General features: G+C 71.7%; 18 protein-coding genes and 2 pseudogenes. 13 read left to right on the forward strand and 7 right to left on the reverse strand.

Going from position 1 to position 25,529, the window contains the following annotated elements; all coding sequences use genetic code 11:
* Positions 1–24: 24 nt before the first annotated feature.
* From ACQP0N_RS22385 to ACQP0N_RS22430, 10 genes and pseudogenes are all read left to right on the forward strand, one after another.
* A complete protein-coding gene (locus tag ACQP0N_RS22385) occupies positions 25–1,758 on the forward strand; it encodes a serine/threonine-protein kinase (RefSeq protein ID WP_433113869.1) in 1,734 nt (577 codons plus the stop codon).
* A gap of 118 nt (positions 1,759–1,876) precedes the next feature.
* A pseudogene (locus ACQP0N_RS22390) lies at positions 1,877–2,836 on the forward strand (serine/threonine-protein kinase); the annotation flags it as partial.
* Between the two features lie 323 nt (positions 2,837–3,159).
* Positions 3,160–3,513 carry a hypothetical protein gene (locus tag ACQP0N_RS22395; RefSeq protein WP_433113871.1) on the forward strand — a complete coding sequence of 118 codons (354 nt, stop codon included), beginning with the start codon at positions 3,160–3,162 and terminating at the stop codon, positions 3,511–3,513.
* A 103-nt stretch (positions 3,514–3,616) separates the two neighbouring features.
* The gene (locus ACQP0N_RS22400; RefSeq protein WP_355052763.1) at positions 3,617–4,426 is read left to right on the forward strand and encodes a metal-dependent hydrolase; all 810 of its coding nucleotides are present in this window, start codon (positions 3,617–3,619) and stop codon (positions 4,424–4,426) included.
* Between the two features lie 692 nt (positions 4,427–5,118).
* The gene (locus ACQP0N_RS22405; RefSeq protein WP_433121744.1) at positions 5,119–6,144 is read left to right on the forward strand and encodes a LacI family DNA-binding transcriptional regulator; all 1,026 of its coding nucleotides are present in this window, start codon (positions 5,119–5,121) and stop codon (positions 6,142–6,144) included.
* A gap of 86 nt (positions 6,145–6,230) precedes the next feature.
* Entirely contained in the window at positions 6,231–7,535 is a 1,305-nt protein-coding gene (locus tag ACQP0N_RS22410; RefSeq protein ID WP_355052762.1) for an ABC transporter substrate-binding protein, read from the forward strand.
* A 67-nt stretch (positions 7,536–7,602) separates the two neighbouring features.
* Positions 7,603–8,571 carry a carbohydrate ABC transporter permease gene (locus ACQP0N_RS22415; protein WP_433113874.1) on the forward strand — a complete coding sequence of 323 codons (969 nt, stop codon included), beginning with the start codon at positions 7,603–7,605 and terminating at the stop codon, positions 8,569–8,571.
* A gap of 1 nt (position 8,572) precedes the next feature.
* Complete coding sequence (locus ACQP0N_RS22420) at positions 8,573–9,454, forward strand: carbohydrate ABC transporter permease (protein ID WP_355052760.1); 882 nt, start codon at positions 8,573–8,575, stop codon at positions 9,452–9,454.
* Complete coding sequence (yicI, locus tag ACQP0N_RS22425) at positions 9,451–11,691, forward strand: alpha-xylosidase (protein WP_433113876.1); 2,241 nt, start codon at positions 9,451–9,453, stop codon at positions 11,689–11,691. Before ACQP0N_RS22420 ends, yicI begins: the two co-directional genes overlap by 4 nt.
* A complete protein-coding gene (locus ACQP0N_RS22430) occupies positions 11,688–13,097 on the forward strand; it encodes a GH1 family beta-glucosidase (protein WP_433113878.1) in 1,410 nt (469 codons plus the stop codon). The genes yicI and ACQP0N_RS22430 overlap by 4 nt, the downstream gene beginning before the upstream one ends.
* Before the next feature lie 165 nt (positions 13,098–13,262).
* Here ACQP0N_RS22430 and ACQP0N_RS22435 read toward each other — a convergent pair whose 3' ends face one another.
* Positions 13,263–13,856: a nucleotidyltransferase family protein gene (locus ACQP0N_RS22435; protein ID WP_355052788.1), complete on the reverse strand. Its 594-nt coding sequence runs from the start codon at positions 13,854–13,856 to the stop codon at positions 13,263–13,265.
* Positions 13,857–14,027: 171 nt separating this feature from the next.
* Positions 14,028–15,707, reverse strand: a complete 1,680-nt coding sequence (locus tag ACQP0N_RS22440; RefSeq protein ID WP_433113880.1) for a bifunctional 3'-5' exonuclease/DNA polymerase — start codon at positions 15,705–15,707, stop codon at positions 14,028–14,030.
* Positions 15,708–15,836: 129 nt separating this feature from the next.
* On the opposite strand from ACQP0N_RS22440, the gene ACQP0N_RS22445 reads away from it, so the two are divergent.
* Both ACQP0N_RS22445 and ACQP0N_RS22450 read left to right on the forward strand, forming a co-directional pair.
* Complete coding sequence (locus tag ACQP0N_RS22445; protein WP_433121746.1) at positions 15,837–17,561, forward strand: ABC transporter ATP-binding protein; 1,725 nt, start codon at positions 15,837–15,839, stop codon at positions 17,559–17,561.
* A 50-nt stretch (positions 17,562–17,611) separates the two neighbouring features.
* Positions 17,612–19,303 (forward strand): ABC transporter ATP-binding protein, encoded by a 1,692-nt coding sequence (locus ACQP0N_RS22450; RefSeq protein WP_433121748.1) that lies wholly within the window; start codon positions 17,612–17,614, stop codon positions 19,301–19,303.
* Between the two features lie 6 nt (positions 19,304–19,309).
* On the opposite strand, the gene ACQP0N_RS22455 is transcribed toward ACQP0N_RS22450, so the two are convergent.
* From ACQP0N_RS22455 to ACQP0N_RS22475, 5 genes are read right to left on the reverse strand one after another with little or no spacing between them, the layout of a single operon-like run.
* Positions 19,310–20,239 carry a carbohydrate ABC transporter permease gene (locus ACQP0N_RS22455; protein ID WP_355052757.1) on the reverse strand — a complete coding sequence of 310 codons (930 nt, stop codon included), beginning with the start codon at positions 20,237–20,239 and terminating at the stop codon, positions 19,310–19,312.
* Entirely contained in the window at positions 20,239–21,147 is a 909-nt protein-coding gene (locus ACQP0N_RS22460) for a carbohydrate ABC transporter permease (protein ID WP_357128190.1), read from the reverse strand. The genes ACQP0N_RS22455 and ACQP0N_RS22460 overlap by 1 nt, the downstream gene beginning before the upstream one ends.
* A gap of 18 nt (positions 21,148–21,165) precedes the next feature.
* Entirely contained in the window at positions 21,166–22,605 is a 1,440-nt protein-coding gene (gene ngcE, locus ACQP0N_RS22465; protein ID WP_355052755.1) for an N-acetylglucosamine/diacetylchitobiose ABC transporter substrate-binding protein, read from the reverse strand.
* A 26-nt stretch (positions 22,606–22,631) separates the two neighbouring features.
* Positions 22,632–23,381: an SIS domain-containing protein gene (locus tag ACQP0N_RS22470; RefSeq protein WP_355052754.1), complete on the reverse strand. Its 750-nt coding sequence runs from the start codon at positions 23,379–23,381 to the stop codon at positions 22,632–22,634.
* Positions 23,378–24,331 (reverse strand): MurR/RpiR family transcriptional regulator, encoded by a 954-nt coding sequence (locus ACQP0N_RS22475; RefSeq protein WP_357128182.1) that lies wholly within the window; start codon positions 24,329–24,331, stop codon positions 23,378–23,380. Before ACQP0N_RS22475 ends, ACQP0N_RS22470 begins: the two co-directional genes overlap by 4 nt.
* A gap of 205 nt (positions 24,332–24,536) precedes the next feature.
* Between ACQP0N_RS22475 and ACQP0N_RS22480 the strand changes: the two are divergent.
* A pseudogene (locus ACQP0N_RS22480) lies at positions 24,537–25,522 on the forward strand (N-acetylglucosamine kinase).
* Positions 25,523–25,529 lie beyond the last annotated feature (7 nt).

A 25,529-nucleotide genomic window follows, 5' to 3' on the forward strand; every position in this document is an offset into this window, starting at 1 on the left:
GCGGCTGAGGAGGAGCGTGCGCAGGTGCTGATCGCCGGTCGGTACCAGCTGCTCGACCTGGTGGGCCGCGGGGGCATGGGTCGGGTCTGGCGAGCCCGCGACGAGATGTTGCACCGCGAGGTCGCGGTCAAGGAGGTCGTACCGCCGAACTGGCTGGCCGACCACGAGCGGGCCGAGCTGCGCTCGCGCACCCTGCGCGAGGCGCGCACCGCGGCCCGGCTCAACCACCCCGCCGTGGTCCGGCTCTACGACGTCGTCCAGGTCGAGGGCAGTCCGTGGATCGTGATGGAGTACGTCCCGTCGCGCACCCTGCAGGACGTCCTCGACGCCGAAGGGCCCCTGGAGCCGGCCCGCGCCGCCCGGATCGGCCTGGCCCTGCTCGACGCCCTGGAGGCCGCGCACACGGCCGGGGTGCTGCACCGCGACATCAAGCCGCAGAACGTGCTGGTCGCCCACGACGGCCGGGTAATGCTCACCGACTTCGGACTGGCCACCTTCGACGGCGGGGACGGCGCGATGACCCGCCCCGGGATGGTGCTCGGCTCCCCGCAGTACGTCGCCCCGGAGCGGGCCGCCGAGGGAGTCTCCACGGTGGCCGCCGACCTGTGGTCGCTGGGCGCCACCCTGCACGCCGCCGTCGAGGGCCGCTCCCCGTACGCCCGCAGCAACGCGATGGCCACCCTCAGCGCGCTGGCCGCCGGTCCACCGGACCCGGCCCCGCATGCCGGTCCGCTCGCGCCGGTGCTCGACGGGCTGCTGCGCCGCGACCCCCACGACCGTCTCGACCACGACGAGGCCCGCCGGCTGCTCGCCACCGCCGCGGGCCCGACCGGCATCTCGTCCACTTCCGGGGAAGTCGCCCACTCCACCACCCCGCAGCCCGTGCCCGACGCGATCGGCTCCGGCGTCGACCCACCCGGAGACGCTCCCCTCGATGATCGCCCGAGCGGCGAACCGGACGTCCGGTACCCGCCGGACGCCGCCATCAGCACGACGGGGCGAGCGGCCCGCCGGCCAGCGGCCCGGCGGGCCGCTCTGGTCATCACGACACTGCTCGTGGCGGCGGCCGCCGGGGTGGGCACCGCGCTGGCCGTGGCCGGCGACGCCCCGACCGACACCGCCGGGCCGACCGCCACCCCGACCGCCGGACAGGTGGACGACGGTCGAGGGCCGGACGGGGAGTACGGCGACGACCGGGGCGGCCCGCACCGCGGCGGCCCGGGTCGGCCGCCGCCCGGGGGCCGCGACGTGCCCCCGCCGCCGTTTCCCTGTGTCCGCCCGGACATCGTCGGCGCGCCGGTCACGGTCGGGTCACCCGCCGCGGGCGAGCGGTTCCGGCCGCCACCGGGATGGGTGTGGCATGCCGACACCACCGGCTTCCGGGTCTCCGTCCCGGCGACCTGGTACTACTCCCGGGAGGGCACGGTGGCCTGCTTCCAGGACCCGGCCACCGGCCGGGCGTTGAGCGTCGCCGAGGGCGGCGCTGCCGACCCGATGACCCGACTACGCGCGGCCCGCGACGAGGCCACTCGGGCCGGCGCGCTGCCCGGCTACGACGAGATCCGGCTCGCCCCCGGCGACACCGGCGCGGAGTGGGAGTGTCGGTGGGACGCCCCGGACGGCCCGCGGATCCACGCCCGGCAGCAGATTGTGGGTGAGTCGCGCTGGACGTTGGGTTGGATCACCGACGACCGCGACTGGAACACCGCCGACGGGGACTGGGCCACTGTGCGAAAGAGTTTCCGACCACCCCGCTGACCTGCGCCGTATGGCCCTGCCCGGCCCCCCGTCCGGCGTGGATCGAGGCCGCTCAGCGGATGAGAAAAACGGCGACGGTGGCTATCGTGTAACTCAGGGTGACCGAGGGGGAGCGACCGTGCAGCAGTTGCTGATCGCGGGTCGGTACCGGCTGCTCGACCTGGTCGGCACCGGCGGGATGGGCCGGGTGTGGCTGGCCCGCGACGAGATGCTGCACCGGGACGTGGCGGTGAAGGAGGTCGTGCCGCCGGCCTGGCTGGCCGAGGCCGAGCGGGCGGAGCTACGGCTGCGCACGCTACGCGAGGCGCGCACCGCCGCACGGCTCAACCACCCCAACGTCGTCCGGCTGTACGACGTGGTGCACGACGGCGAGAACCCGTGGATCGTGATGGAGTACGTGGCATCCCGGTCGGTGCAGCAGATCATCAACGCCGAGGGTCCGCTCAACCCCACCCGCACCGCCCAGATCGGGCTTGCGGTGCTCGCCGCGCTGCGGGCCGCGCACACCGCCGGTGTCCTGCACCGCGACGTGAAGCCGCACAACGTGCTGGTCGCCGATGACGGGCGGGTGGTGCTCACCGACTTCGGCCTGGCCACCTTCGACGGTGGCGACGGGGCGATGACCGGCCCGGGCCTGGTCCTCGGCTCCCCACAGTTCGTCGCACCGGAGCGGGCGCGCGACGGCGTGTCGGACCCGCGTACCGACCTGTGGTCGCTGGGCGCGACGCTCTACGCGACGGTCGAGGGGCAGTCTCCGTACGCCCGGTCCAGCGCGATGGCGACGCTCAGCGCGCTGGCCACCGAGCCGCCGGATCCGATGCGCCGGGCCGGCCCCCGCGCCCGGTGATCAGCGGCCTCTTGCAGCGCGATCCCTGGCGGCGCTTGACCGCCGCCGAGGCCGAGCCGCTGCTGCGCGCGGCGGCAGCGGCGGCCGACCACGACCAGCCCTCGCCGGCACGGTCCACGGCGGTGGCGGCGGTCCGCGGCGCGGCCCGGGCCGCCGCGTCCGCCCCGGTCCGCGCTCCCGATCCCGCGCCGGACGCGGCGACGTCGGTCCACCGCCCGGCGGACCGCGCCGTGGGCCGACGCGGACGGGTCATCGCATGGAGCGGCGCGGCGACCGCGGTGGCCCTGCTCGTCACCGGTGGCGTCACGGCGGCGCTGCTGCACCGCCCGGACGACCGCACGCCACCGTCCGGCTCCGGCGGCGGCGCGACCGCGACCCGACCGGCCGCGTTCGCCTGCGCCACGCCCCCGCCACCGACGGCCACGCCGGTGCCCTCGACCCCACCACCGAAGGACGCGCGGTACGGGCTACGGGACGGCTGGACCTGGCACACCGACCCGACCGGCTTCCGCATCGCCGCCCCGGTGGGCTGGGCACGCTGGACCGAAGGGGCGGTGACCTGCTTCCGGGAGCCCAGCGGGGCGCGCGTGCTCAGCGTCGAGGCGGGACCGGCACGGACCGATCCGCTGGCCCACCTGAGGGCCCAGGAGGAGCGGCTCGTCGCCGCCGACGCGCTCCCCGGCTACCGCAAGCTGGACATCTCCGCGCTGGACGTGTTCGACGGCGGGGCCCTCTGGGAGTGCAGTTGGGAGAACGCCGCCGGCGAACGGGTGCACAGCATCCGGCTGCTCGCCAACACCTCCGCCGGACACGCCTACACCGTCTCGTGGTTGACAAAGGAGTTCGACTGGCAGGTCAACGCGGCATACTTCGTGATGATCCGGCAGAGCTTCACGCCCACCCTCTGACACTGTCCGCTGTGGACACCTCAACTGACGCCCCTGCGACACCGGTGCTGGCTACAGTGGCGTAGTTTTGGCGCTCAAGATCCCTGGGGAGGGTGAGCCGAAGATGATGGGACCGTCGCACGCGCTGTCCGGCGCGGCGGTATGGCTGGCCGGGTCCTGGGCGCTGGACCAGTTCGCCGACTATCACCAGTCGCCTCTGGCGCTGGCGGTGGGCACGGCGGTGTGCGCGGGTGGGGCGCTCTTTCCCGACCTCGACCTGTCCGGCAAGGTGACCCGCAACCAGGGTGGCGCCACCGTCGCCCGCACGTTCGGGGTCTTCTCGCTCTTCGTGGCCGAGGTGATGGAGAAAATCTCACTCGGCGTCTACTACGCGACGAAGCTCAGCAAGGACCCGCGTCGCAACAACGGGCACCGGACGCTCACCCACACGCTCCCGTTCACGCTGCTGGTCGGCTGGGGCACCACCGCGCTCTGCGCCGCGTACGGCAAGTGGGCGGTGATCACGATCCTGTTCTTCATGTTCGGCCTGGCCCTGCGCGGGCTCTTCGACGAGTGGGCCGAACGGGCCGGCTGGGTGATCGTGACGCTCGCGTCGGCCGGAGCGGCCTGGTTCACCTTCGCCAACCTTCCGGGCGGACGGGGTTATCCGCTGATCGGCACGGCCGTCGGGGTGGGCTGCCTCGTGCACATCCTCGGCGACATGATCACCAGGGCCGGGGTACCGATCCTCTGGCCGATTCCGATCCGCCGCCGCATGTGGACGATGATCGGCCTCCCGAACAGCATCGCGCTGCGCACCGGCAGCAAGACCGAGGTCGTCGTCCTGCGCGCCGTGTTGACCGTGGTCGTGGTCCTCGCCACCGCCGGCCTGATCGCGCCCTCAGTCCTACAACGCCTCAACATCGACGTATAGCCCCCTCCGCCGCCCGGCCCGGCCCGGCCCGGCCCGGCCGCGTCGATCTTGCACTTTCGGATGCCGATCCGCCCCGTTTCGCGACCTATGTCGCCGCAGAAAGTGCAAGATCGACGCGATGAGGGACGTCGCCGACGTCAAGATCGTGCTTGATCCAGGATCTAGTGGCCTCCCCGTCGCTCCGAGAGCACTAGATCCTGGATCGAGCGCGATCATGCCGAGGCTGGCCCGGAGGGCCAGGAAGGACCCAACCACTCGCGCGATCTTGCACTTGCGGTTGACGAAGTGTTGGTGTTTGCGCAATTTGTCGGCGCAGAAAGTGCAAGATCGGCGCGCCCCGTGCCCCGCGCCCCGCGCCCCGCGCCCCGCGCCCCGCGCCCCGCGCCCCGCGCCCCGCGCCCCGCGCCCCGCGCCCCGCGCCCCGCGCCCCGCGCCCCGCGCCCCGCGCCAAGATCCTCACAACATCACCGGTATTGCTGCCTCAGACGCGCGGGACGCAGCAATATCGGTGAACTTGCCGCCTTGGGCGCCTGCCCGACCGTGCCGCTACACGCCTGACTTCTTTTCGACATCGGCTATTGACGGTGCCGTAACACGTGACCTAGCGTCTGTCGAAACGTTTCGTCGAAACGCTTCGACGATCATCCGGAAGCGGTTCCACTCCAGGCCGGAGGAGGTGCTTGGTGGCCACGATGCACGACGTCGCCCGCCTTGCGCAGGTCTCGGTGAGCACCGTGTCGTACGTGCTCACCGGCACCCGGCCGATCTCCCAGGCCACCCGCGCCAAGGTGCTCGCGGCGATGGCCGAGCTGGACTACCAGCCCAACGCCATGGCCCGGGGGTTGGCCAGCCGGCGCAGCCGCATCCTGGGTCTGTTGATGCCGATGGACGAGCGTGGTCTGGGCGCCACCGAGACCGCGTTCGTCACCGGTGCCGCCGCGGCGGCCAGCGCGGTCGGCTACCACCTCGTGCTCTCGCCGGTCGGCGGCGGCGACCTCGACGACCTTCGACGGCTGGCCAGTCAGCGGATGCTCGACGGCGTGGTGCTGATGGAGGTGCAGCTCGCCGACGAGCGGGTCACCGTGCTCCAGGAGGCGGGGGTGCCGCTGGTGCTGATCGGGCGTACCGGCGACGCCACCGGGCTGTCCTTCGTCGACATCGACTTCGACCAGACCGTGCGGGAGGCCGTCGCGCACCTGGTCGGGCTGGGGCACCGCCGGATCGTCTACGTCAATCACTCGGCGGCGACGCTGGCCAGCGGTTACGGCCCGGCGTTGCGTACCCGGGACGCGTTTGTCACGGCCATGACCGGCCACGGCCTGGAACCGATCATGATCCCGGCCGAGGACAGCGCCGCCGGCGGGCGGGCGGCTCTGGCCGCCGCGCTCGCCCGGGCCCCGGAGCTGACCGCCCTGCTGGCGATGAACGAGACGGCGCTCTTCGGCATCCTCGGTGAGCTGACCGGGCGCGGACTGTCGGTGCCGGACGACGTGTCGCTGGTTTCGATGGTCACCTCGCCGCAGGTCGCCGAGTTGGCCACCCCGGCGTTGACCGCGATGACCTCGCCCGGGTCGGCCCTGGGCCGGATCGCGATCGAGGCGTTGGTACGCCACCTGGACGGCCCCGGCGACGAGCGCCACCAGCAACTGCTGCCCTGCTCGCTGGAGGTCCGGGGATCGACCGCGGCACCACGAGCAGAGCGACCCCATGGGGGCTGACCAGTAAAAACGGCCCGCCGCCGCGCGGCAACGCGACGACGGGCCCAGTGAGATACCGGGCTCGATACTCAACGAGGAGGATAGCAATGCAGCGATTTCGCCGGATCGTCGCGGCGATCGCCCTGGCGGCGACCGCGACGACCACCGTGGCCGCCTGCGGCGGCGGCGAGAGCGAGGACGACAGCGGGGCCAAGACCCTCAAGCTCTGGCACTACGAGAGCGAGAACAGCGCGATGGGGGTCGGCTGGAACAAGGCGATCGAGATCTTCAAGGCCGAGCACCCGGGCGTCGAGGTGCGTTTCGAGCGCAAGGCGTTCGAGCAGATCCAGCAGAACGCCGGCATGATCATCAACTCGTCCGAGGGCCCGGACATCATGGAGTACAACAAGGGCAACGCGACGGCCGGCCTGCTGTCGTCGCAGGGTCTGCTCACCGATCTGAGCGCCGAGGCCGACAAGCGTGGCTGGGCCGGCAAGCTCAGCCCCAGCCTCCAGACCACCGCGCGGTACAGCGACAAGGGCGTGATGGGGTCGGGCAACTGGTTCGGCGTGCCGAACTACGGCGAGTACGTCACCGTCTACTACAACAAGGACCTGTTCGACCGCAACGGCGTCAAGGTGCCGACCACGCTGGCCGAGATGACCGCCGCGATGGACACCTTCGTCAGCAAGAAGATCACCCCGCTGGGCATGGCCGGCGCGGAGTACCCGGCCGGGCAGCTCTTCTACCAGTTGGCGCTCTCCAAGGCCGACCGGCAGTTCGTCGACAACTACCAGCTCTACAAGAATCCGGTCGACTTCAAGGCCGACCCGCTCAAGTACGGCGCGGACACGTTCGCCGAGTGGGTGCGCAAGGGCTACGTCGCCAAGAACTCGGCGAGCCTCAAGGCCGAGGACATGGGCACCGCGTTCATCGCCGGCAAGACCCCGATGATCGTCTCCGGTAGCTGGTGGTACGGCCGGTTCAAGACCGAGATGAAGGCCAACTGGGACACGTTCCTCTTCCCCGGCAACACCCTCAACGCCGGGTCGTCGGGCAACATCTGGGTGGTGCCGTCGAACAGCAAGGCCAAGAGCCTGGCGTACGACTTCATCGACATCACCCTGCGCCCGGAGATTCAGGACCTGATCGGCAACAACGGTGGCGTTCCGATCGCCGCCGACGCCTCGAAGATCAGCGACCCGAAGGACCGCAAGCTGATCGAGGACTTCAACACGGTCAGCAAGTCCGACGGCCTGGCCTTCTACCCGGACTGGCCGGTGCCCGGCTACTACGACGTGCTCGTCGGCGGCTTCCAGGGGCTGATCAACGGTTCGAAGTCCCCGGACCAGGTGCTCGACACGATCGCCAAGCCGTACGCCGATGGCGTCAAGGAGATCACCGGTAAGTGACACGGCGAGCGGCGGGCGCGACCGGCACGACCGGAGCGCCCGCCCGTACCGCCGGGAAGGATCTCCCATGGCAGTCTCCGAGACCGTCGCCGCCACCACACCGACGGCGACACCCACCCCGCCGACGCCCCGCCGCCGACCTCGCGGCCGGAACGCGGCGTACTGGCTCTACCTGCTCCCCGGGGCGGTGCTGTTCATCCTGGTGATCGGCGCGCCGCTGGTCGGCACCGGTTACCTGTCGCTGACCAAGTGGTCCGGCATCGGCGACCCCACCTTCGTGGGGTTCGACAACTACCAGCGGCTGTTGGACGACGAGGTGTTCTGGGCCTCGTTCCGCAACACGGTGGCGATGATCGTCGCGATGGTGGTGGTGCCGACCCTGCTCGGGCTGCTGCTCGCCTCGGTGCTCTTCGACGTCATCGGCCGCCGGTTCCAGCCGCGTACCGCCGCCGGCCTGCGGGCCGCCTTCTACCTCCCGCAGGTGCTGCCGGTGGTGGTCGCCGGCATCGTGTGGGGCTGGATCCTGCGCCCGGACGGCGCGTTCAACAGCCTGCTCGACGCGGTCGGCCTCGGCGCGCTGCGCCACGACTGGCTCGGCGACCCGGACACGGCGCTGCCGGCCGTGATGGCGGTGATGATCTGGGTGCAGATCGGCTACCCGGTGGTCGTGTTCATGGCCGCGTTGCAGCGGGTGGACCCGGAGCTGTATGAGGCGGCCGAGGTCGACGGCGCGAACTGGCTGCACCGGTTCCGGGCGATCACCCTGCCGCAGATCCGGCCGGAGACCTTCGTGGTCGCTCTGACCTGCACCATCGCGGCGCTGAAGGTGTTCGGACCGATCTTCGCGCTCACCCGGGGTGGCCCGGAGAACGCCACGAACGTGCCGTCCTACTTCGCCTACTACACCTTCTTCAAGAAGCTCCAGGTCGGCTACGGCTCGGCGATCTCCACGGTGCTCACACTGATCATCGTCGTGGTGGCCGGGGTCTTCATCTGGTGGCAGGCGCGCACCGAGCGCCGGGACCGGGGGTTCTGACATGGCCGTGACTCTCACCCCGGCCCCGACGCCGGTCCGCCGGCCGGTCCGCGACCGGCACCACCGCGGCGTGAGCCGCTGGGTCGTGCTCGCCCTGGTCACCGTCGGCGCGCTCGTCATGCTGGTGCCGTTCGCGTTCATGCTGCTCAACGCGTTCAAGTCACCCGGTGACTATTCGTCGGCCGGGCCGCTGAGCTGGCCCAGCGAGTTCTACACGAAGGGCCTGCGGACGTACTGGAACGAGGTCGACTTCCCGCTCAAGCTGTGGAACTCGGCGCTCATCGCCGGCTCCGTGGCGGTACTCGGCGTCCTCGTGTCCCTGCTCAACGCGTACGCCCTCGGCATCGGTCGGGTCCGTGGCCGACTGTGGATCGTCGGGCTGTTCCTGTTGGCCAACATGCTGCCGCAGGAGGCGCTGATCTACCCGCTGTACTACGTGGCGAAGGAGGTCGGCCTCTACAACACCCGACTCGCGGTGATCATCATCTTCACCGTGATCCAGAGCGCCTTCGGCACGTACCTGCTGGCCTCGGTCCTGGGCACCTTCCCGCGCTCGCTGCTGGAGGCCGCCGCCCTGGACGGCGCGGGCAAGTGGACGGTGCTGTGGCGGGTGGTCTTCCCCAACCTGCGACCCACCCTGGCCGTACTCCTCATCTTCTTCTTCATCTGGACCTGGAACGAGTTCCTCATCCCGCTGGTCATGCTGATCGACAACCAGACGCAGACCATCCCGGTCGCGCTCGCCTCGTTGCAGGGCGACCGTCTGATGGACGCCCCGACGACGAACGCCGGCGCGCTGATCAGCCTCGTGCCGGCCATCCTCTTCTTCCTCATCTTCCAGCGCACTCTGGCGCGCGGCATCACGGCAGGAGCCGAGAAGTGAAGTTCACCGACGGGTACTGGCAACTGCGCCCGGGGGTCAGCGTGCTGCGCCCCGGCGCGGTGGAATCGGTCGAGCCGGACCAGAGCGGCTTCACCGTCTTCGCGCCGGCCGGTCAGATCACCGGTCGGGGCGACACTTTGAACCGGCCCGTCGTCACCGTCCGGTTCTTCTCCCCCGCGCCGGGCGTCATCGGGGTGACCATCGGTCACCACAGCGGCGGGCTCCCCCGCGAGCCGCACTTCGAGTTGACCGCCGACAACGACCAGCCGGTCACCGTCGACATCACCGGCATCACCGCGTCGCTGACCAGCGGCGAACTGACCGCGCGGGTCGCGCTCGTCGACGGCTGGCGGGTCCAGTTCCGGCACGGCGACCGGTTGCTCACCGCGTCCACCGCGCGCAGCGTCGGGATCGTCACCGACGGCCGGGGCCGCCGGCACGTGCACGAGCGGCTCGCCCTCGGCGTCGGCGAGACGGTGTACGGGCTGGGCGAGCGCTTCGGCCCGTTCGTCAAGAACGGCCAGACCGTCGACATCTGGAACGCCGACGGTGGCACGGCCAGCGAGCAGGCGTACAAGAACGTGCCGTTCTATCTGAGCAGCGCCGGCTACGGGGTCTTCGTGGACCACCCGGAGCACGTGTCGTTCGAGGTCGGCTCGGAGGTCGTGGCGCAGAACCAGTTCAGCGTCGAGGGCCAGTCGCTCACCTACTACGTCATCGACGGGCCCACCCCGAAGGACGTGCTGCGCCGGTACACGGCGCTGACCGGCCGACCGGCCCGGGTGCCCGCCTGGTCGTACGGGCTGTGGCTGTCCACGTCGTTCACCACGTCGTACGACGAGAAGACCGTGACCGAGTTCGTCGACGGGATGGTCGAGCGGGACCTGCCGCTGTCGGTGTTCCACTTCGACTGCTTCTGGATGCGCCAGTTCCACTGGGTCGACTTCATCTGGGACCCGGCGACCTTCCCCGATCCGGAGGGGATGCTGCGCCGCCTGCACGAACGCGACCTGAAGGTGTGCGTCTGGATCAACCCGTACATCGCGCAGCGCTCGTACCTCTTCGAGGAGGGCCGCCGGGCCGGCTACCTGGTCCGCAACCCGGACGGCTCGGTCTGGCAGTGGGACAAGTGGCAGGCCGGCATGGCGCTCGTCGACTTCACCAACCCGGACGCGGTCGCCTGGTTCACCGGCAAACTCAAGGTCCTGCTGGACATGGGCGTCGACTGCTTCAAGACCGACTTCGGTGAGCGCATCCCCACCGACGTGGTGTGGCACGACGGCTCCGACCCGCAGCGGATGCACAACTACTACTCCTACCTCTACAACAAGGCCGTCTTCGAGTTGCTGGAGGCCGAGCGCGGCGAGGGCGAGGCGGTGGTGTTCGCCCGCTCCGCCACGACGGGTGGGCAGCAGTTCCCGGTGCACTGGGGTGGGGACTGCGAGGCGACGTTCGTCGCGATGGCGGAGTCGCTGCGCGGCGGGCTGTCCCTGGCGGCGTCCGGCTTCGGCTACTGGAGCCACGACATCGGCGGCTTCGAGGGCACCCCCGACCCGGCCGTGTTCAAGCGGTGGATCGCCTTCGGTCTGCTCTCGTCGCACTCCCGGCTGCACGGTTCCGGCTCGTACCGCGTGCCGTGGGCGTACGACGAGGAGGCCGTCGACGTGCTGCGGCACTTCACCCGGCTCAAGCTCAGCCTGATGCCGTACCTGGCAGCAGCGGCCGAGGAGGCACACCGCGACGGAATCCCCATGATGCGCCCGATGATCGTGGAGTTCCCGGACGATCCGGCCGCCGCGCACCTGGACCGGCAGTACATGCTCGGCTCCGACCTGCTGGTCGCGCCGGTGCTCAGCGCGGACGGTCAGGTCACCTTCTACGTCCCGGCCGGGACCTGGACGCACCTGCTGACCGGCGCCCAGCTCACCGGTCCGGCCTGGGTGACCGAGAAGCACGAGTTCGACAGCCTGCCGGTGCTCGCCCGTCCGGGCGCGGTCATCGCGTTCGGCGCGCGCTCCGACCGGCCCGACTACGACTGGGCGGACGGTGTCCGCCTGTGCCTCTACGCTCCGGCCGAGGGGCAGCGGCGTCGGGTACGGATTCCGTCGCCCGGTGAGGGGGCCGGCGCGGAGTTCGAGGTAGGTTTCCGCGACGGCGTGGCCAGGGCGGAACTGGTGGCGGGTGAATCGTCGGCGTACCACTGTGTGGTGGCCGGGACGGAGGTGGCAGGACAGTGACGGCACATGCCTTTCCGGAGAGTTTCCTGTGGGGTTCGGCGACGGCGGCCTACCAGATCGAGGGCGCGGCCAGCGAGGACGGCAGGGGCCCGTCCATCTGGGACACCTACAGCCACACCCCGGGGCGGACGCTGAACGGCGACACCGGTGACGTGGCCGCCGACCACTACCACCGCTGGGCGCAGGATCTCGACCACGTCGCCGAGCTGGGCCTGGCGGCGTACCGCTTCTCGATCTCCTGGCCCCGGGTGCAGCCGGGCGGCTCCGGCCGGCTCAACCAGGCCGGCGTGGACTTCTACTCCCGGCTCGTCGACGGGCTGTTGGAGCGCGGCATCCGCCCGGTGGCCACCATGTACCACTGGGATCTGCCGCAGGAGTTGGAGGACGCCGGCGGGTGGCCGGTACGGGACACGGCGCTGCGCTTCGAGGAGTACGCGGCGGGGATCGTCGCCGCGCTCGGCGACCGGGTGCACACCTGGACGACGCTCAACGAACCGTGGTGCTCGGCGTACCTGGGTTACGGCTCCGGCGTACACGCGCCGGGTCGGACCGAGCCGGCGGCGGCGCTGGCCGCCGTACACCACCTGAACCTCGCGCACGGCCTGGCCGGTCGCGTGGTCCGGGAGACGGCGCCGACCGCCGAGCTGTCGGTGACGCTGAACCTGCACGTCATCCGCCCGGCCTCGGACGCGGCGGCGGACGTCGACGCGGCCCGCCGCATCGACGCGCTGGCCAACCGGGCGTTCCTCGGGCCGATGCTGAACGGGGCGTACCCGGCGGACCTGCTGGCCGACACGGCCGCTGTCACGGACTGGTCGTTCGTGCGCCACGGCGACGAGAAGGTGGCCGCCGTGCCGCTGGACGTGCTGGGCGTCAACTACTACTCCAGCACCCTGGTCCGCGCCTGGGACGGGCACTCGGCGCGCTCGGACGCCGACGGTCACGGCGCGTCGGCGCACTCGCCGTGGGTGGGCGCGAACGACGTCGACTTCCTGCCGCAGCCCGGTCCGTACACGGCGATGGGGTGGAACATCGACCCGCCGGCGCTGACCGAGCTGCTGCTGCGGCTCCAGCGCGAACATCCCGGCCAGCCCATGATGATCACCGAGAACGGCGCGGCGTTCGACGATGTGGTGTCGGCCGACGGCCGGATCCACGACGACCGGCGGATCGACTACCTGCGTCGGCACATCGGCGCGATGGCCGAGGCCCGTGCCCAGGGCGCCGACGTGCGCGGCTACTTCGTCTGGTCGTTGCTGGACAACTTCGAGTGGGGTTACGGCTACGACCGTCGCTTCGGGATCATCCGGGTCGACTACGACACCCAGGAGCGCACCTGGAAGGACAGCGCGCACTGGTACCGCCGCCTCGCCACCACCGGCCAGTTGGATCAGCTCTCGGAGTAGTCGGCCCGGGTCTACCGACCGGCAGCAAGGGTGTTCGGCCCCTTTGCTCTGCTTCAGCGGAGGCAACACCTGGTGTCCGGATAACGGACACACGGTGTTGCGCGGGTTGAAGCAGAGCAAAGGGGCGACAGGTGGGTGCTGCCCCCGCCGACGTCAGGCGTGCGACTACACGCCCACGCGCTGCGGCGGGACAGTGAGGCCGTAGAGCTCCATCAACTCCGGGCTGTCGACCCGGCTGCCGTCGGCCACCGAGTCGCAGGCGATGTCGACGATCTGGTCCTTGTGCGCCAGCAGGTACGGCCGCGCGCCCACATCGGCGCTGGCCAGGGTGGCGATGCCGGACCAGTGTCGGCGGCCGAACAGCATCGGGTAGCCGCGCAGCCCGTCGTAGGTGGCGCACACCAGCACGTCCGGGTACGGCAGCGCGGCCACCCGGCGTACGGCCGCCGCGGTCAGGCCCGGCATGTCGACCGGCACCACCACCACCGCCTCGATGCCCGCGTCGTCCATCGCGGCCAGGCCGGCGCGGATGGACGAGCCGACCCCGGTGCCCCACGCCTTGTTGACCACCACGGTGGCCTTGCCCAGGTCGGCGGTCTCCCGGACCTGGTCGGCCGCGGCGCCCAGCACGATCACGATCTGCTCGCAGCCTGCCTCGGTCATCGTGTCGATCATCTGGTTGACCAGTGGCTTCTCGCCCTGGTGCAGCAGCGCCTCGGGACCGCCGATACGGCGTCCACCACCTGCGGCGATGATCATTCCTGCGATCCGGTTCAGCTGGGCCCCCTCAAGCACGGGACCGACCGTGACCGGCCGGCCCCTCCTACGGACACTGCAACGAGGAGAGCCGCGCACGGGTGGCGGGGCGAAAAGGGAAAATAGTGCAACCGTTACGCAACGGACCGCTGCCGAACCCAGCGGCCGGGCCGCTCAGGTGGCGTCGGCGTAGCAGTCGACGATGGACAGGTCGAGCGGGAAGCGCACCGGAGTCTCGCCGAAGAGCAGCGCGGTGGCCCGCTCGCCCGCCCGGCTCACCGCCGCCGCCACCGTCTCGGCCTGCTCGGCGGGCGCGTGCACGATGACCTCGTCGTGCTGGAAGAAGACCAGCTCGGCGTCGGCGCCGGCCAACTCGGCGCGCAGGGTGGCCAGCAGCGTCGAGGCCCACTCCGCGGCGGTGGCCTGGATGACGAAGTTGCGGGTGAACCGTCCCCGGGACCGCGCGGCACGCGCGCGTGGGCTCTGCCGGTCGGCGGCGGCGTCCGGGTCGATCGGCCCCTCGTCCGGGTCGGCGGGCCCGACGCCACCCGGCGGGCACGTCCGACCCAGCCAGGACCGCACGAGGCCGCCCGCCTCGCCGGTACGCGCCGCCGCCTCCACGTAGCCGAACGCCGTCGGGTAGCTGCTCTTCAACACCGCCAACGCGGGCACCGCCGCCCCGCCGGTCTGCCCGTACATGGCGCCCAGCAACGCCACCTTGGCCCGGGGACGGTCACCGCCGAACGACTCCCGCGCCAGGGCGGCATAGAGGTCGCCGGCCCCACCCGCCGCCGCCAACCGCGCGTCCCCGGAGACCGCGGCCAGGACGCGGGGCTCCAACTGGCCGGCGTCGGCCACCACCAGCCGCCAGCCCGGGTCGGCCACCACCGCCCGCCGGATCACCTTGGGGATCTGCAACGCGCCACCGCCACGGGTCGCCCAGCGGCCGGAGACGACCCCGCCCGGCACGTACTCCGGCTGGAACCGCCCGTCGCGCACCCACTGCTCACGCCAGGACCAGCCGTGCGCCGTCCAGATCCGGTACAGCTCCTTGTATTCCAGGACCAACGGCACCGCCGGATGGTCGACGCCGCGCAGCACCCAGGCCCGGGTGTTGGGCAGCTCCACGCCGGCCCGGGCGAACGCGAGGAGCAACTCGGCCGGGGAGTCGGCGTGCAGCCGCCGGACGCCGAACGCGTCGGCGATCCGGGCCGCCAACTCGGCCAACCGGCGCGGCGGCCCGCCGACCGGGGACGGTTCACCCAGCAGCTCGGCGAGGATCTCGTCGTGCACGTCGGCGCGCCAGGGCAGCCCGGCGGCACCCATCTCGGCGGCGATCAGGGCGCCAGCCGACTCGGCGGCCACCAGCAACCGGAACCGGCCGGGGTGCTCGGTCCTCAAGGCCCGGGCGAGCTGATCGGCGTACACCTGGGTCAGTGCCTCGAGGCCCGGGCCCGGCGGGCCCGGCAGCGTGTCGAAGAGCGCGCCCTGGCCGTGCCCGGGCGGCGCGGCGGCACGCGGCGGTGGGTCGGCCGGCACCGGCCCGCCGGTCAGGCGGGCCCAGGCGGCGGCCAGCGCGCGGGGCTCACCCCACCGGCCGGCGTGCCCGAGCAGCAACGCCTCGGTCAACTCCACGTCGTGGCACCGCTCGACCCGTACCCCGGCCCGCAGCAGCGCCGGGTAGATCGTGCCCGCGCTCGCCCAGACCCAGCGCGGACGCGCGACCGCCTCCCGGGCGGCCACCGCGGACGCGAGGTCGGTGACGGACTCGGTCGGGCCGGCGGGGCGGCCGGCGGCGTCGAGCGGGCACAGCTCTCCCCCGCCCTGCTCATCTGCCACCACCGCCACCAGCACGAATGTGATTCTGCCTTCCCCCTCCGACAGGAAAACGGGTCGGTGGGTCGGCCCACCGCTCGGTAGCGTTACCGAGTGCCCGTCCAGATCCCGCACCCCGACCCTGGCACCCCCGACACCCGTGGTCCGATGCGGTACCTGTGGTGGCTGGTGCGTCGCCAGCCCGGCCGGGTGCTGCGCGGCAGCCTGCTCGGCACGGCCTGGATGGTCGGGTTGTCGGTCCGGCCCTACCTCATCGCCCGGGCCGTCGACGACGGGCTGCGCGGCCGCGACTCCCGTGCCCTGATCCTGTGGGTCGCGGCGATCGTCGTGGCGGGAGTGGGGTTGTCGTACCTGGGGATCATGCGGCACCGCACGATGACCTTCATCCGCGAGGACGCCAAGGCCCGCTCCGCCGAGGTGCTGCTGCGTCACCTGTCCCGGGTCGGCGCGGCCCTGCCACGGCGCTCCGCCGCCGGTGAGGTGTCCACCGTCGGCGGGTCCGACATCGAGTGGACGGCGCAGGTGCTGACGCTGACCGGTCCCGGGGTCGGGGCGGTCGTCGCGTACGGGGTCATCGCCGTGGTGCTCTGGTCGATCTCCCCGGTGCTGGCGCTCTGTGTGCTGGTGGGCATACCGGCGGTCGGGCTCGTCGTCGGGCCGCTGCTGCGCCGGCTCGAACGGGTGGAGTCGGTCTACCGCGGGCAGCAGGGCGCGCTGACCGCCCGGTCCGGCGACATCGTGGCCGGGCTCCGGGTGCTCGCCGGGGTGGGTGGCCGGGACCTCTTCGCCCGCCGGTACGCGGCCCGATCGCAGGCCCTGCGGGCCGAGGGCTACCGCGTCGGAGCGGTGATCAGTTGGATCGACGCGGCGACGGTCGCCATCCCCGGCCTCTTCCTGGCGGCGGTGGTGTGGCTGGCCGCGCGGATGGCCGTCACCGGCGACGTCACGGTCGGCGAGCTCGTCGCCGTCTACGGCTACGTGGCGACGCTGATCGTGCCGGTCTGGTTCCTGTTGGAGGGCAGTCACCAGCTCATCCGGGGTCGGGTCGCCGCCCGGCGGATCGCCGGCCTGCTCCGGCTCGCCCCGGACGACGTCGGTGGGCCGGGCCGCCGGTGGCCGGCCGGTGTCCCCGGCGCCCGCGACCCGCACGCCGTCCCCGCGCCGACCGGTCCCGCCAACCTGCACGACCCGTCGACCGGGCTCAGGGTACGCGCCGGCCGGCTGACCGCGGTGGCCGCCGACGACCCGGCCGACGCCGTGGCGCTTGCCGACCGGCTCGGCCGGTACGTCACCAGCGACGTCACCTGGGGCGGCGTGCCGCTGACCGCTGTCGCCCTGGACGAGGTCCGGGCCCGGATCCTGGTCGCCGACCACGACTCGTACCTCTTCGCCGGCACGCTGCGCGACGTGCTGAGTTCGGGGGCCGACGACGACGAGGTCCGCGCCGCGCTGCGGACCGCGTCGGCCGACGACATCGTCGACGCCCTGCCGGCCGGGCTGGACACCCCGCTGGACGCCCGGGCCTGGACGCTGTCCGGCGGTCAACGCCAACGGGTACGGCTGGCCCGGGCGTTGCTCGCCGAGCCGGAGGTGCTGATCCTCGTCGACCCCACTTCGGCCGTGGACGCGCACACCGAGGCCCGGATCGCCGAGCGGCTACGGACCGCGCGGGCCGGGCTGACCACGGTTGTGCTCGCCACCTCGCCGCTGCTGCTCGGCCGCGCCGACGAGGTCGCGCACCTGAGCGCGGGTCGGATCACCGCCACCGGCACCCACGACGGCCTGCTCGAATACGTCCCCGGTTACCGGCACCTGGTGGCCCGGGGCAGCGACGACGAGCAGCACTCCGATGCCGAGGAGGCGTACCAGTGAGCCGCCTGCCGGTCGCGGATCGCGGCACCGTACGCCGCGCCCTGCGGGACATGATCAGCAGACATCGCCGGGCGGTCGGCGTCGTGCTGGCGCTGCACAGCGCCGCCGCGCTCGCCGGGCTCGCCCCGCCGTGGCTGTTGGGCACCATCGTCGACCGGGTCACGGCCGGCGCGGGCGTCGCGACGGTCGATCGACTGGCCCTGGCGATCGCCGGCTGCGTCGTGGTGAGCGCGCTGCTCGCCCGGTACGCCCAGTACGCCGGTCACCGCTTCGGCGAACGCGCCGTCGCCGAACTGCGCGAACAGTTCGTCGACCGGACGCTCGCCCTGCCCGTGTCGGTCGTGGAGCGGGCCGGCGCCGGGGACCTGGCGACCCGCAGCTCGGTGGACGTGGCGACCGTCGGCACCACGGTCCGGGACGTGGCGCCCACCATCGTCATCGCCTCGGTGCAGTTGACGTTGCTGTTCGGCGCGGTGTTCCTGCTGCACCCGCTGCTCGGGCTCGCGGCGCTGGCCGGTCTGCCGTCGATCGTGGCGGCGACCCGGTGGTACCTGCGGCGGGCCAGCTCCGCGTACCTCACCGAGGGCGCGGAGGCAGCCGAGCTGACCGAGGCGTTGACCACGACCGCCGAGGGCGCCCGCACGGTCGAGGCGCTGCGGTTGGCCGACGACCGCGTCCGGTACGGCACCGCCCGCGTCGCCCGGCTGTGGCAGGCCCGCCGGGCGACACTCGCGCTGCGTACCGTGTTCTTCTCGGTGGTCGAGGCCAGCTATCCCCTGCCGATCGCCCTGGTCCTGCTGGTCGGCGGCTATCTGCTCTCCGCCGACCTGGTGTCCCTCGGCTCGGTGGTCGCCGCCGCGCTCTACCTGCAACAGGCCATCGACCCGATGGACCGGTTGTTGCAGTGGACCGAGCAGGCGCAACGTGGGTTCGCGTCGTACGCCCGGGTGCTCGGGGTCGGGCTGGTTCCACCCGAGTCGCCCGGCGGCACGGCCACGTCGCGGGGCGAGCGGCTCGTCGTGGCCGAGGCGCGGTTCTCGTACGCCGACGGCCCCGACGTGCTGCACGGCATCGACCTGGAGGTGCGGCCCGGCGAACGGTTGGCGATCGTCGGCCCGTCGGGCGCGGGCAAGTCGACGCTGGCCCGGCTGCTCGCCGGGATCGACGCCCCCCGGCAGGGCGTCGTCAGCATCGGCGGTTGCCCGGTCACCGACCTGGACCCGGCCGAACGGCGACGGCGGATCGCCCTGGTCACCCAGGAGCACCACGTCTTCATCGGCTCGGTCCGCGACAACCTCGCGTTCGCCGCCCCGGACGCCACCGACGACCAGATGCGCGCCGCGCTCGCCATGGTGGGCGCCGACTGGTTCGACGCGCTGCCCGACGGTCTGGACACGGCGCTCGGCGACGGCGCCCGGCAGCTCGGCGCGGCCGAGGCCCAGCAGGTGGCGCTGGCCCGGTTGGTGCTCGCCGACCCGCACACGCTGATCCTGGACGAGGCGACCGCGGCCCTCGACCCGAGCACCGCCCGGCGGACCGAGCGGGCCCTCGCGGCGGTGCTCGTCGGACGGACGGTCATCGCCATCGCGCACCGGCTGAACACCGCGCACGACGCCGACCGGGTGGCCGTCCTGGCGGACGGCCGGATCACCGAGATCGGTAGCCACGACGATCTGGTGGCGGCCGGCGGGGCGTACGCGGCGCTCTGGCGCTCGTGGCACGCCCGCGCCGACGCGCGGTGACCGGAGTTACTTGACCGCGCCGGAGGTGAGGCCCGCCTGGATCTGCCGCTGGAACACCGCGTACACGATGATCATCGGCAGGATGGCGATGGTCAGCGCGGCGAACAGCCCGGACCAGTCGGCCTCGTAGCCGGCGTTGACCGAGATGTCGGCGATGCCCTGGGTGAGCACCCACTTGTCCTTGGCGTTGGAGAGCAGCACCAACGGGAGCTGGTACTGCGCCCACTGTCCGATGATGTTGAAGATCGCCACGCTGATCAGGCCCGGCTTCGCCATCGGCATCATGACCTGGAAGAACAGCCGGGTGTGCCCCGCGCCGTCGATCATCCCCGCCTCGGCGACCGAAGTCGGCAGCGTCTTGAAGAACGCGGCCAGGAAGAAGATCGTGAACGGCAGCGAGTAGGCGATGTAGACCAGGATGACGCCCTGGTAGGTGTCCAGCATGCCGAGCTGCTTCACCACGAAGAAGAGCGGCACCAGGGCCAGGAACACCGGGAACGCCAGCCCCGAGACGAACAGGTAGTAGATCGCCCGGTTGCCCCAGAACTTGTAACGCGCCAGCACGTACGCGGCCATCGAGCCGAGCAGCATGGTGCCGAAGGTGCTGCACGCGACCACGAAGACGCTGTTGAGGAAGTACCGGCCGACGTTCGCCTTGGTCCACGCCCGGCCGAAGTTCTCCCAGCGCAGCTCGGCCGGCAGGGTCCACGGACTGCTGAAGATCTCGCTGGTGTTCTTGAACGCGGCGAGGAACGTCCACAGGATCGGGACGATCACGATCACCGCCCACACGGCGAGCGCGATGTGCCCGAGGCTGGCGAAGAGCCGTACCTCCGAACGAGGGCCCTTGCCCCGCCGGCCGCCGGTCGCGGACGGATCGCCGGTCTTCGGCGGTAGCGCCGCCGGCGTCGGCGGCAGCGTCGACTGCGGGTTCATCAGTACTCCACGCTTTCCCGCTTGGTGAGCCGCAGCGTCAGCGCCGCGAACGTGAGGGTGAGGAAGAACAGCGCCACGCCCATCGCGGAGGCGTAGCCGTACTTCGAGTAGACGAACGCGTTGCGGTAGATCTCCATGGCCAGGACGGTGGTGGCGCCGTCCGGGCCACCACCGTCCACCGAGAGCACGGCCACGATGGCGAACGCGTCGAACGCCGCGATGCCCAGGTAGACCCACGCGACCTGGAGCGTGTCCCAGAGCAGCGGCAGGGTGACCCGGAAGAACAGCGTCACCTTCGTCGCCCCGTCCATCTCCGCGGCCTCGTAGATCTCGCCCGGGATGGAGGCCATCCCGGCCGAGAAGAGCACCACGTAGAAGCCGACGGCCTGCCAGACCAGCACCGCGATGATCGACCAGAGCGCCAGGTTCGGCTTGATGAGGAAGAGGATCGGCTCCAGGCCGAACTTCATCAGCACACCGTTGATCAGACCCGACTCGTTCGGCCGGTAGACCATCTGGAACAGCACCGCGATGATCGCCACCGCCAGGACCTGGGGGAAGAAGAACACCACCCGGTAGAACTTCGCCCCCCAGACCCCCTGGCGTTGACCGCCGCTGCTCTTGCCACCCACGTTGAGCAGGAAGGCGAAGAACAGCGCGATGGCGATCGTGATCAGCGGCAGGGCAAGCAGCAGTACGCCGTGGTGCTGGACCGCCTTCCAGAAGGCGCCGTCGTCGAGCAGCCTCCGGTAGTTGTCGAAGCCCACCCACTGCGGGGCGGAGAGCCCCCGCCAGTTGGTCATCGAGATCTGGAACGCCTGCGCGTACGGCCAGATCACGAATGTCACGTACAGCGTGACCGGGAGGAACAGGAACCCGACCACGAAGGGATACTTGCCGTGCCGCATGACCCTAGCTCCGATCGATCAGCGCTTGAACTTGGCGACCGAGCTGTCCTTCTTGATCGCGTCGGCGCGCTTCTGGATCCGCTCCACGAAGGCGTCCGCGTTGATCCGGCCGAACATCAGCTCGTTGGTGGCGCTGCGCGCCTCCGTGTCGAGCTCCTTGTACCAGCCGTCGAAGTACAGGTTGAACACGTCCTGGCCGGCCGCCTTGAGCGCGGCCTGCGAGCTGGCCACACCGGGCGGGAAGGCGAAGCCCTCCGAACCGGCGGTGACCACGGTCGGGGCCTTGACCACCTCGGTGAAGCCCTTCGCACCCTCCTTGGACAGCATCTGGCGCATGTACTCCAGACCGCCCTTGGGGTTCTTGCTCTTGGCCGAGACGAAGTAGCCCTCGCCCGCGGTGGCCCGCAGCGCGGTGGCCGGCAGCTTGTCCGACGCGGTGAGGCTCGGCACCGGCATGAGCTGGTAGTCGAAGCCGGCCGGGGTGTCCTGCTTCTGCTCGCCCTCCAGCCAGTCACCACTGGGGTACAGGGCCACCTTGTACTGGTTCTGCCGCAGCTGCACGTCGGTGTGCTTGAGCCCCTCGAAGCTCTTGTCGCTGAACTTCGCCCCGACCTCGGCCCACGCCGCGGCGGCCTGCTTGACCGCGTCCTGCTTCCAGGCGCCGTCCTCCAGGTTGTCGATGTTCTTCAGCACGTCCGTGCCACCGATCTTGGCGGCCTGGGTGAGGATCACGTTCCACTGGTAGTAGGCCGCGTTCGCGCCCGCGTACCCGTACGGCGTGATGCCCTTGGCCTTGATGGCGGTGAGCAGCTTGATGAAGTCGTCCCAGGTCTTCGCCGGGGCCCAGCCGTTGTCCTTGAACAGCTTGGCCGAGTACCAGATGCCGAAGACGGTGGAGACGTAGTACAGCACGTACGGCTTGCCGTTGAACGAGCCCGCCTCGACGGTGCCCGGCACCACGGTGTCGCGGACCTTCTTGGCCGGGTCGTCGACCGACGGGGCGTCCCACAGCTCGGTGAGGTCCTGGAGCTGACCGTCGGCGACCAGCGAGCCGAAGTCGATCAGCTTCTCGCCCGAGTTGTTGACGAACTCCGGCGGGTTGCCGGACGCGAACCGCGGCTGGAGCACCGTGGAGACGGCCTGCGTGGACTGGTGCTTGATCTCCGCCTTGGGGAACGCCTTCTTGTACAGCGGCTCGTGCACGTCGGTCGCGTACTTCTCGCCGTAACCGCCGTTGAAGATGATCACCTCGATGGGAGCGTCCTCCTTGACGCCCAGCGGGTTCTTCTCGCTCTTGGTGCCTTCGGCGGCCTTCTCATTGTCCTTGTCACCGCCGCTGCTCGTCGCGCAGGCGCTGAGCAGGCCGATGGCCGGGGTGGCGAGCATGCCCACGGCGGCGGCGCGACGCAGCACCGTGCGGCGGTCGAGCGCGGCCGGGTGCTCGGGGGTAATCGACATCGTCGTCTCTCCTTGTGGAATTCGGGTCAGGCCGTACGCCGGAGACGTCCGGCGTACCGCGACTCGAGGGCGATGTTGTGCTCGTCCCCACCGGGGACGTTGGCGGAGAGGTAGATAGGGGGTACCTCCCCGGCCTGGTGGAACCGTCGTACGACCTCAGCGGTCAGCAACTGCGCCAGCAGCGCCGTGGTGACCGAGGAGACCGCACAGACCGCGCCGCCGCCCTCGAGCGGCAGCAGTGCGTCACCGTACGGCGCGCCGTTGTCCAGCACGACGTCGGCAAGGTCGGCGAGCCGTTGACCGGACGGGTGCCGTGGCGCCACCCGCGCGGTGTGCTCGACCGAGGTGACCGCGATCAACGGGTGACCGCGCTCGGTGACCAGCGCCGCCAGCTCGACCACCGAGCCGTTGATGCCGGACTGGGACGCCACCACGAACACGTCGCGCGGCTGGGGCGCCGCGAGCGCGTAGATCTGGTGGGCGATGGAGGGATCACGTTCCAGCTTCGGGTCGGCGAGCACGTCGCGTGGGGCGTCGCCGTGCACCACCAGGTCCCGTACCGAGAGCCGGTTCGTGGGGACCAGCCCGCCGGCGCGCGCGACCAGCTCGGCGGCGAACGCCTCGGAGTGCCCGGCCCCGAACGCCTGGAGCACGCCGCCGGCGCGCAGGCTGTCGGTGATCAGGTCGGCGGCCCGGGTGATCCCGTCGGCCTCCGAGTCGAGCAGGCGGTCGAGCACCGGACGGACCGCGTCCGCGTACCCCTGTGCACTGATCATGAGAGGACCCCCTTGGCGGCCTTGTGCCCGTCGACGGCCTGCGCGGTACGCCGGAAGGCCGCGTGGGCGCGGTCGTGGGTGCGCTGTGCGACGGCGATGTAGAGCAGGTCGAGCACCACCAGTTGCGGGTGGCGGGCGGAGAGCGCGTCCGGCCGGAAGGTGGTCGCCTGGCTGGCCGTGAGCAGCACGATGTCGGCCAGCTCGGCCAACGGCGAGCGGGGGAAGCCGGTCAGGGCGAGGGTCGTGGCGCCCCGACTGCCCGCCTCGGCGAGCATCTCGATGGTCTCCCGGGTCTGACCGGTGTGCGAGATGCCGAGCGCGACGTCGCCGACGCCGAGCAGCGCGGCGCTGGCCAGCCCCTCGTGCACGTCGCTCCACGCCCAGGCGGCCACCCCGATCCGGTGCAGGCTGAACTGCATCTCCTCGCCCACCAGGGCGCTGCCGCTGGCCCCGAAGATGTTCACCCGGGTGGCGCCGGCGATCGCCACGGCGGCGCGTTCCACCTCGCCGAGGTCGAGCAGCGCGGCGGTGTCGTGCATGGCCCGGGTGTCGGCGGCCATGATCTGGTCGAGGACCCGACCGAGGGGGTCGTTCGGCTGGATCTCACGGCCGATGTCGACGGTCCAGCCGGCCGAGCGGGCCCGGCCGGTCTCGGCGGCGATGCCGAGGCGCAGGTCGGCGTACCCCTCGAAGCCCATGGCCCGGCAGAAACGGGTGATGGTGGCCGGTGAGGTGCCGCTGCGCTCGGCCAGTTCCACGATGGTCGAGCGCGCCGCGGCCTCGGGGTCGCTGAGCACGTGCTCGGCGACCCGGCGTAGCGCGCCGGTCAGCTCGCCGAGCCCGTTGCGCACCCGGGCGAGCACCCCGTCGGAGGCCGCGCTCCTTCGGTCGATCGCGTGGGCGTCGACCACCGCGGTCCCCGCGGCGGTGTCCACCTCGTGATCAACCATGGGACGCCTCACCTTTCCGAAAAGACTGTTAACTGTTAGTGGTAAAAGTTCTTACTGAACGGCCCTCCGTGTCAAGACTGTGGGCGAAGTTTTCAAACTGTTACCTGGCGCACAGCCCGCACGCGCACTCCGGAGTTGCCCATCGCGGCCGTGCCGACCAGCATGAACAGGCCCGTGACCACGCAGCGCAAGGAGGCCCGTGCCGATGTCCGACACCGTCGTGGTCGGTCTCGACGTCGGGGGTACGTCCACCCGGGCGACCGCCCTGACCCTCGCCGGCGAACGCCTCGGCACCGGCAACGCCGGCGGTGGCAACCCCACCAGCCACGGTGCCGAACGGGCCGCCGCCGAGGTGCTGACCGCGCTGCGCGCCGCGCTCGCCGACGTCGACCCGACCCGGGTGGCCGCCGGCACCATCGGGCTGGCCGGAGCGGCCCGACTGCTCGCCGACCCCGCCGGACGCGCCGCCTTCGACTCCGCCTGGCACGACGCCGGCCTGCGCTGCCCGTACGCCGTACACGGCGACGCCCTCGTCGCCTACGCCTCCGGCACCGCCGAGCCCGACGGGACGATCCTCATCGCCGGCACCGGAGCGATCACCGCGCAGGTCGTCGACCTGCGGCTCGACCGGGTCGCCGACGGGCACGGCTGGCTGCTCGGCGACGCCGGATCGGGCTTCTGGCTCGGCCGCGAAGCGGTCCGCCGACTCCTCGCCGACCTGGACGCCGGCCACGCCCCGGGCAGGCTGGGCGCGGCCGTGCTCACCGAACTTGTGGGCAGCGCCGACGTGGCCCCCGCCCCCGCGACACGGTGGACGCCACGGTCCAGGCGGTCACCCGGCGACCGCCGATCGACCTCGCCCGGCTGGCGCCGCTCGTCGTCACCGCGGCGATCGACGGCGAACCGGTCGCCACCGCCCTGATCGCCGAGGCCGCCGCCCACCTGGCCGAGAGCGTCACCCGCATCCGCCCGGCGGAGTCGACGACGCCGGTCGTGCTCGGCGGTGGACTGCTCATCGCGGACACCCCGCTCGCCCGCGCCGTCCGCGTCGAGATCGGTCGACGCTGGCCGACGGCGCCCCTGCGTACCGCCGGCGACGGCGCGGCCGCGGCCGCCTGGCTCGCTGCCCGCGACCTCCCCGAGGTCACCGACCCGGCAGCCCTACACACCCTCCTCTTCCCCACCCCCTGACCACCCC

Origin of the sequence: Micromonospora sp. CA-246542 (assembly GCF_050942905.1) — a bacterium.
In the GTDB taxonomy this organism is placed as follows: Bacteria; Actinomycetota; Actinomycetes; order Mycobacteriales; family Micromonosporaceae; genus Micromonospora.

Bases quoted from the DNA above. Each gene is read 5' to 3' on its own strand.
- ACQP0N_RS22400 (WP_355052763.1), top strand. From the start codon at position 3,617: ATGATGGGACCGTCGCACGCGCTGTCCGGCGCGGCGGTATGGCTGGCC.
- ACQP0N_RS22405 (WP_433121744.1), top strand. From the start codon at position 5,119: ATGCACGACGTCGCCCGCCTTGCGCAGGTCTCGGTGAGCACCGTGTCG.
- ACQP0N_RS22410 (WP_355052762.1), top strand. From the start codon at position 6,231: ATGCAGCGATTTCGCCGGATCGTCGCGGCGATCGCCCTGGCGGCGACC.
- ACQP0N_RS22415 (WP_433113874.1), top strand. From the start codon at position 7,603: ATGGCAGTCTCCGAGACCGTCGCCGCCACCACACCGACGGCGACACCC.
- ACQP0N_RS22420 (WP_355052760.1), top strand. From the start codon at position 8,573: ATGGCCGTGACTCTCACCCCGGCCCCGACGCCGGTCCGCCGGCCGGTC.
- ACQP0N_RS22435 (WP_355052788.1), bottom strand. From the start codon at position 13,856: ATGATCATCGCCGCAGGTGGTGGACGCCGTATCGGCGGTCCCGAGGCG.
- ACQP0N_RS22445 (WP_433121746.1), top strand. From the start codon at position 15,837: ATGCGGTACCTGTGGTGGCTGGTGCGTCGCCAGCCCGGCCGGGTGCTG.
- ACQP0N_RS22450 (WP_433121748.1), top strand. From the start codon at position 17,612: ATGATCAGCAGACATCGCCGGGCGGTCGGCGTCGTGCTGGCGCTGCAC.
- ACQP0N_RS22455 (WP_355052757.1), bottom strand. From the start codon at position 20,239: ATGAACCCGCAGTCGACGCTGCCGCCGACGCCGGCGGCGCTACCGCCG.
- ACQP0N_RS22460 (WP_357128190.1), bottom strand. From the start codon at position 21,147: ATGCGGCACGGCAAGTATCCCTTCGTGGTCGGGTTCCTGTTCCTCCCG.
- ngcE (WP_355052755.1), bottom strand. From the start codon at position 22,605: ATGTCGATTACCCCCGAGCACCCGGCCGCGCTCGACCGCCGCACGGTG.
- ACQP0N_RS22470 (WP_355052754.1), bottom strand. From the start codon at position 23,381: ATGATCAGTGCACAGGGGTACGCGGACGCGGTCCGTCCGGTGCTCGAC.
- ACQP0N_RS22475 (WP_357128182.1), bottom strand. From the start codon at position 24,331: ATGGTTGATCACGAGGTGGACACCGCCGCGGGGACCGCGGTGGTCGAC.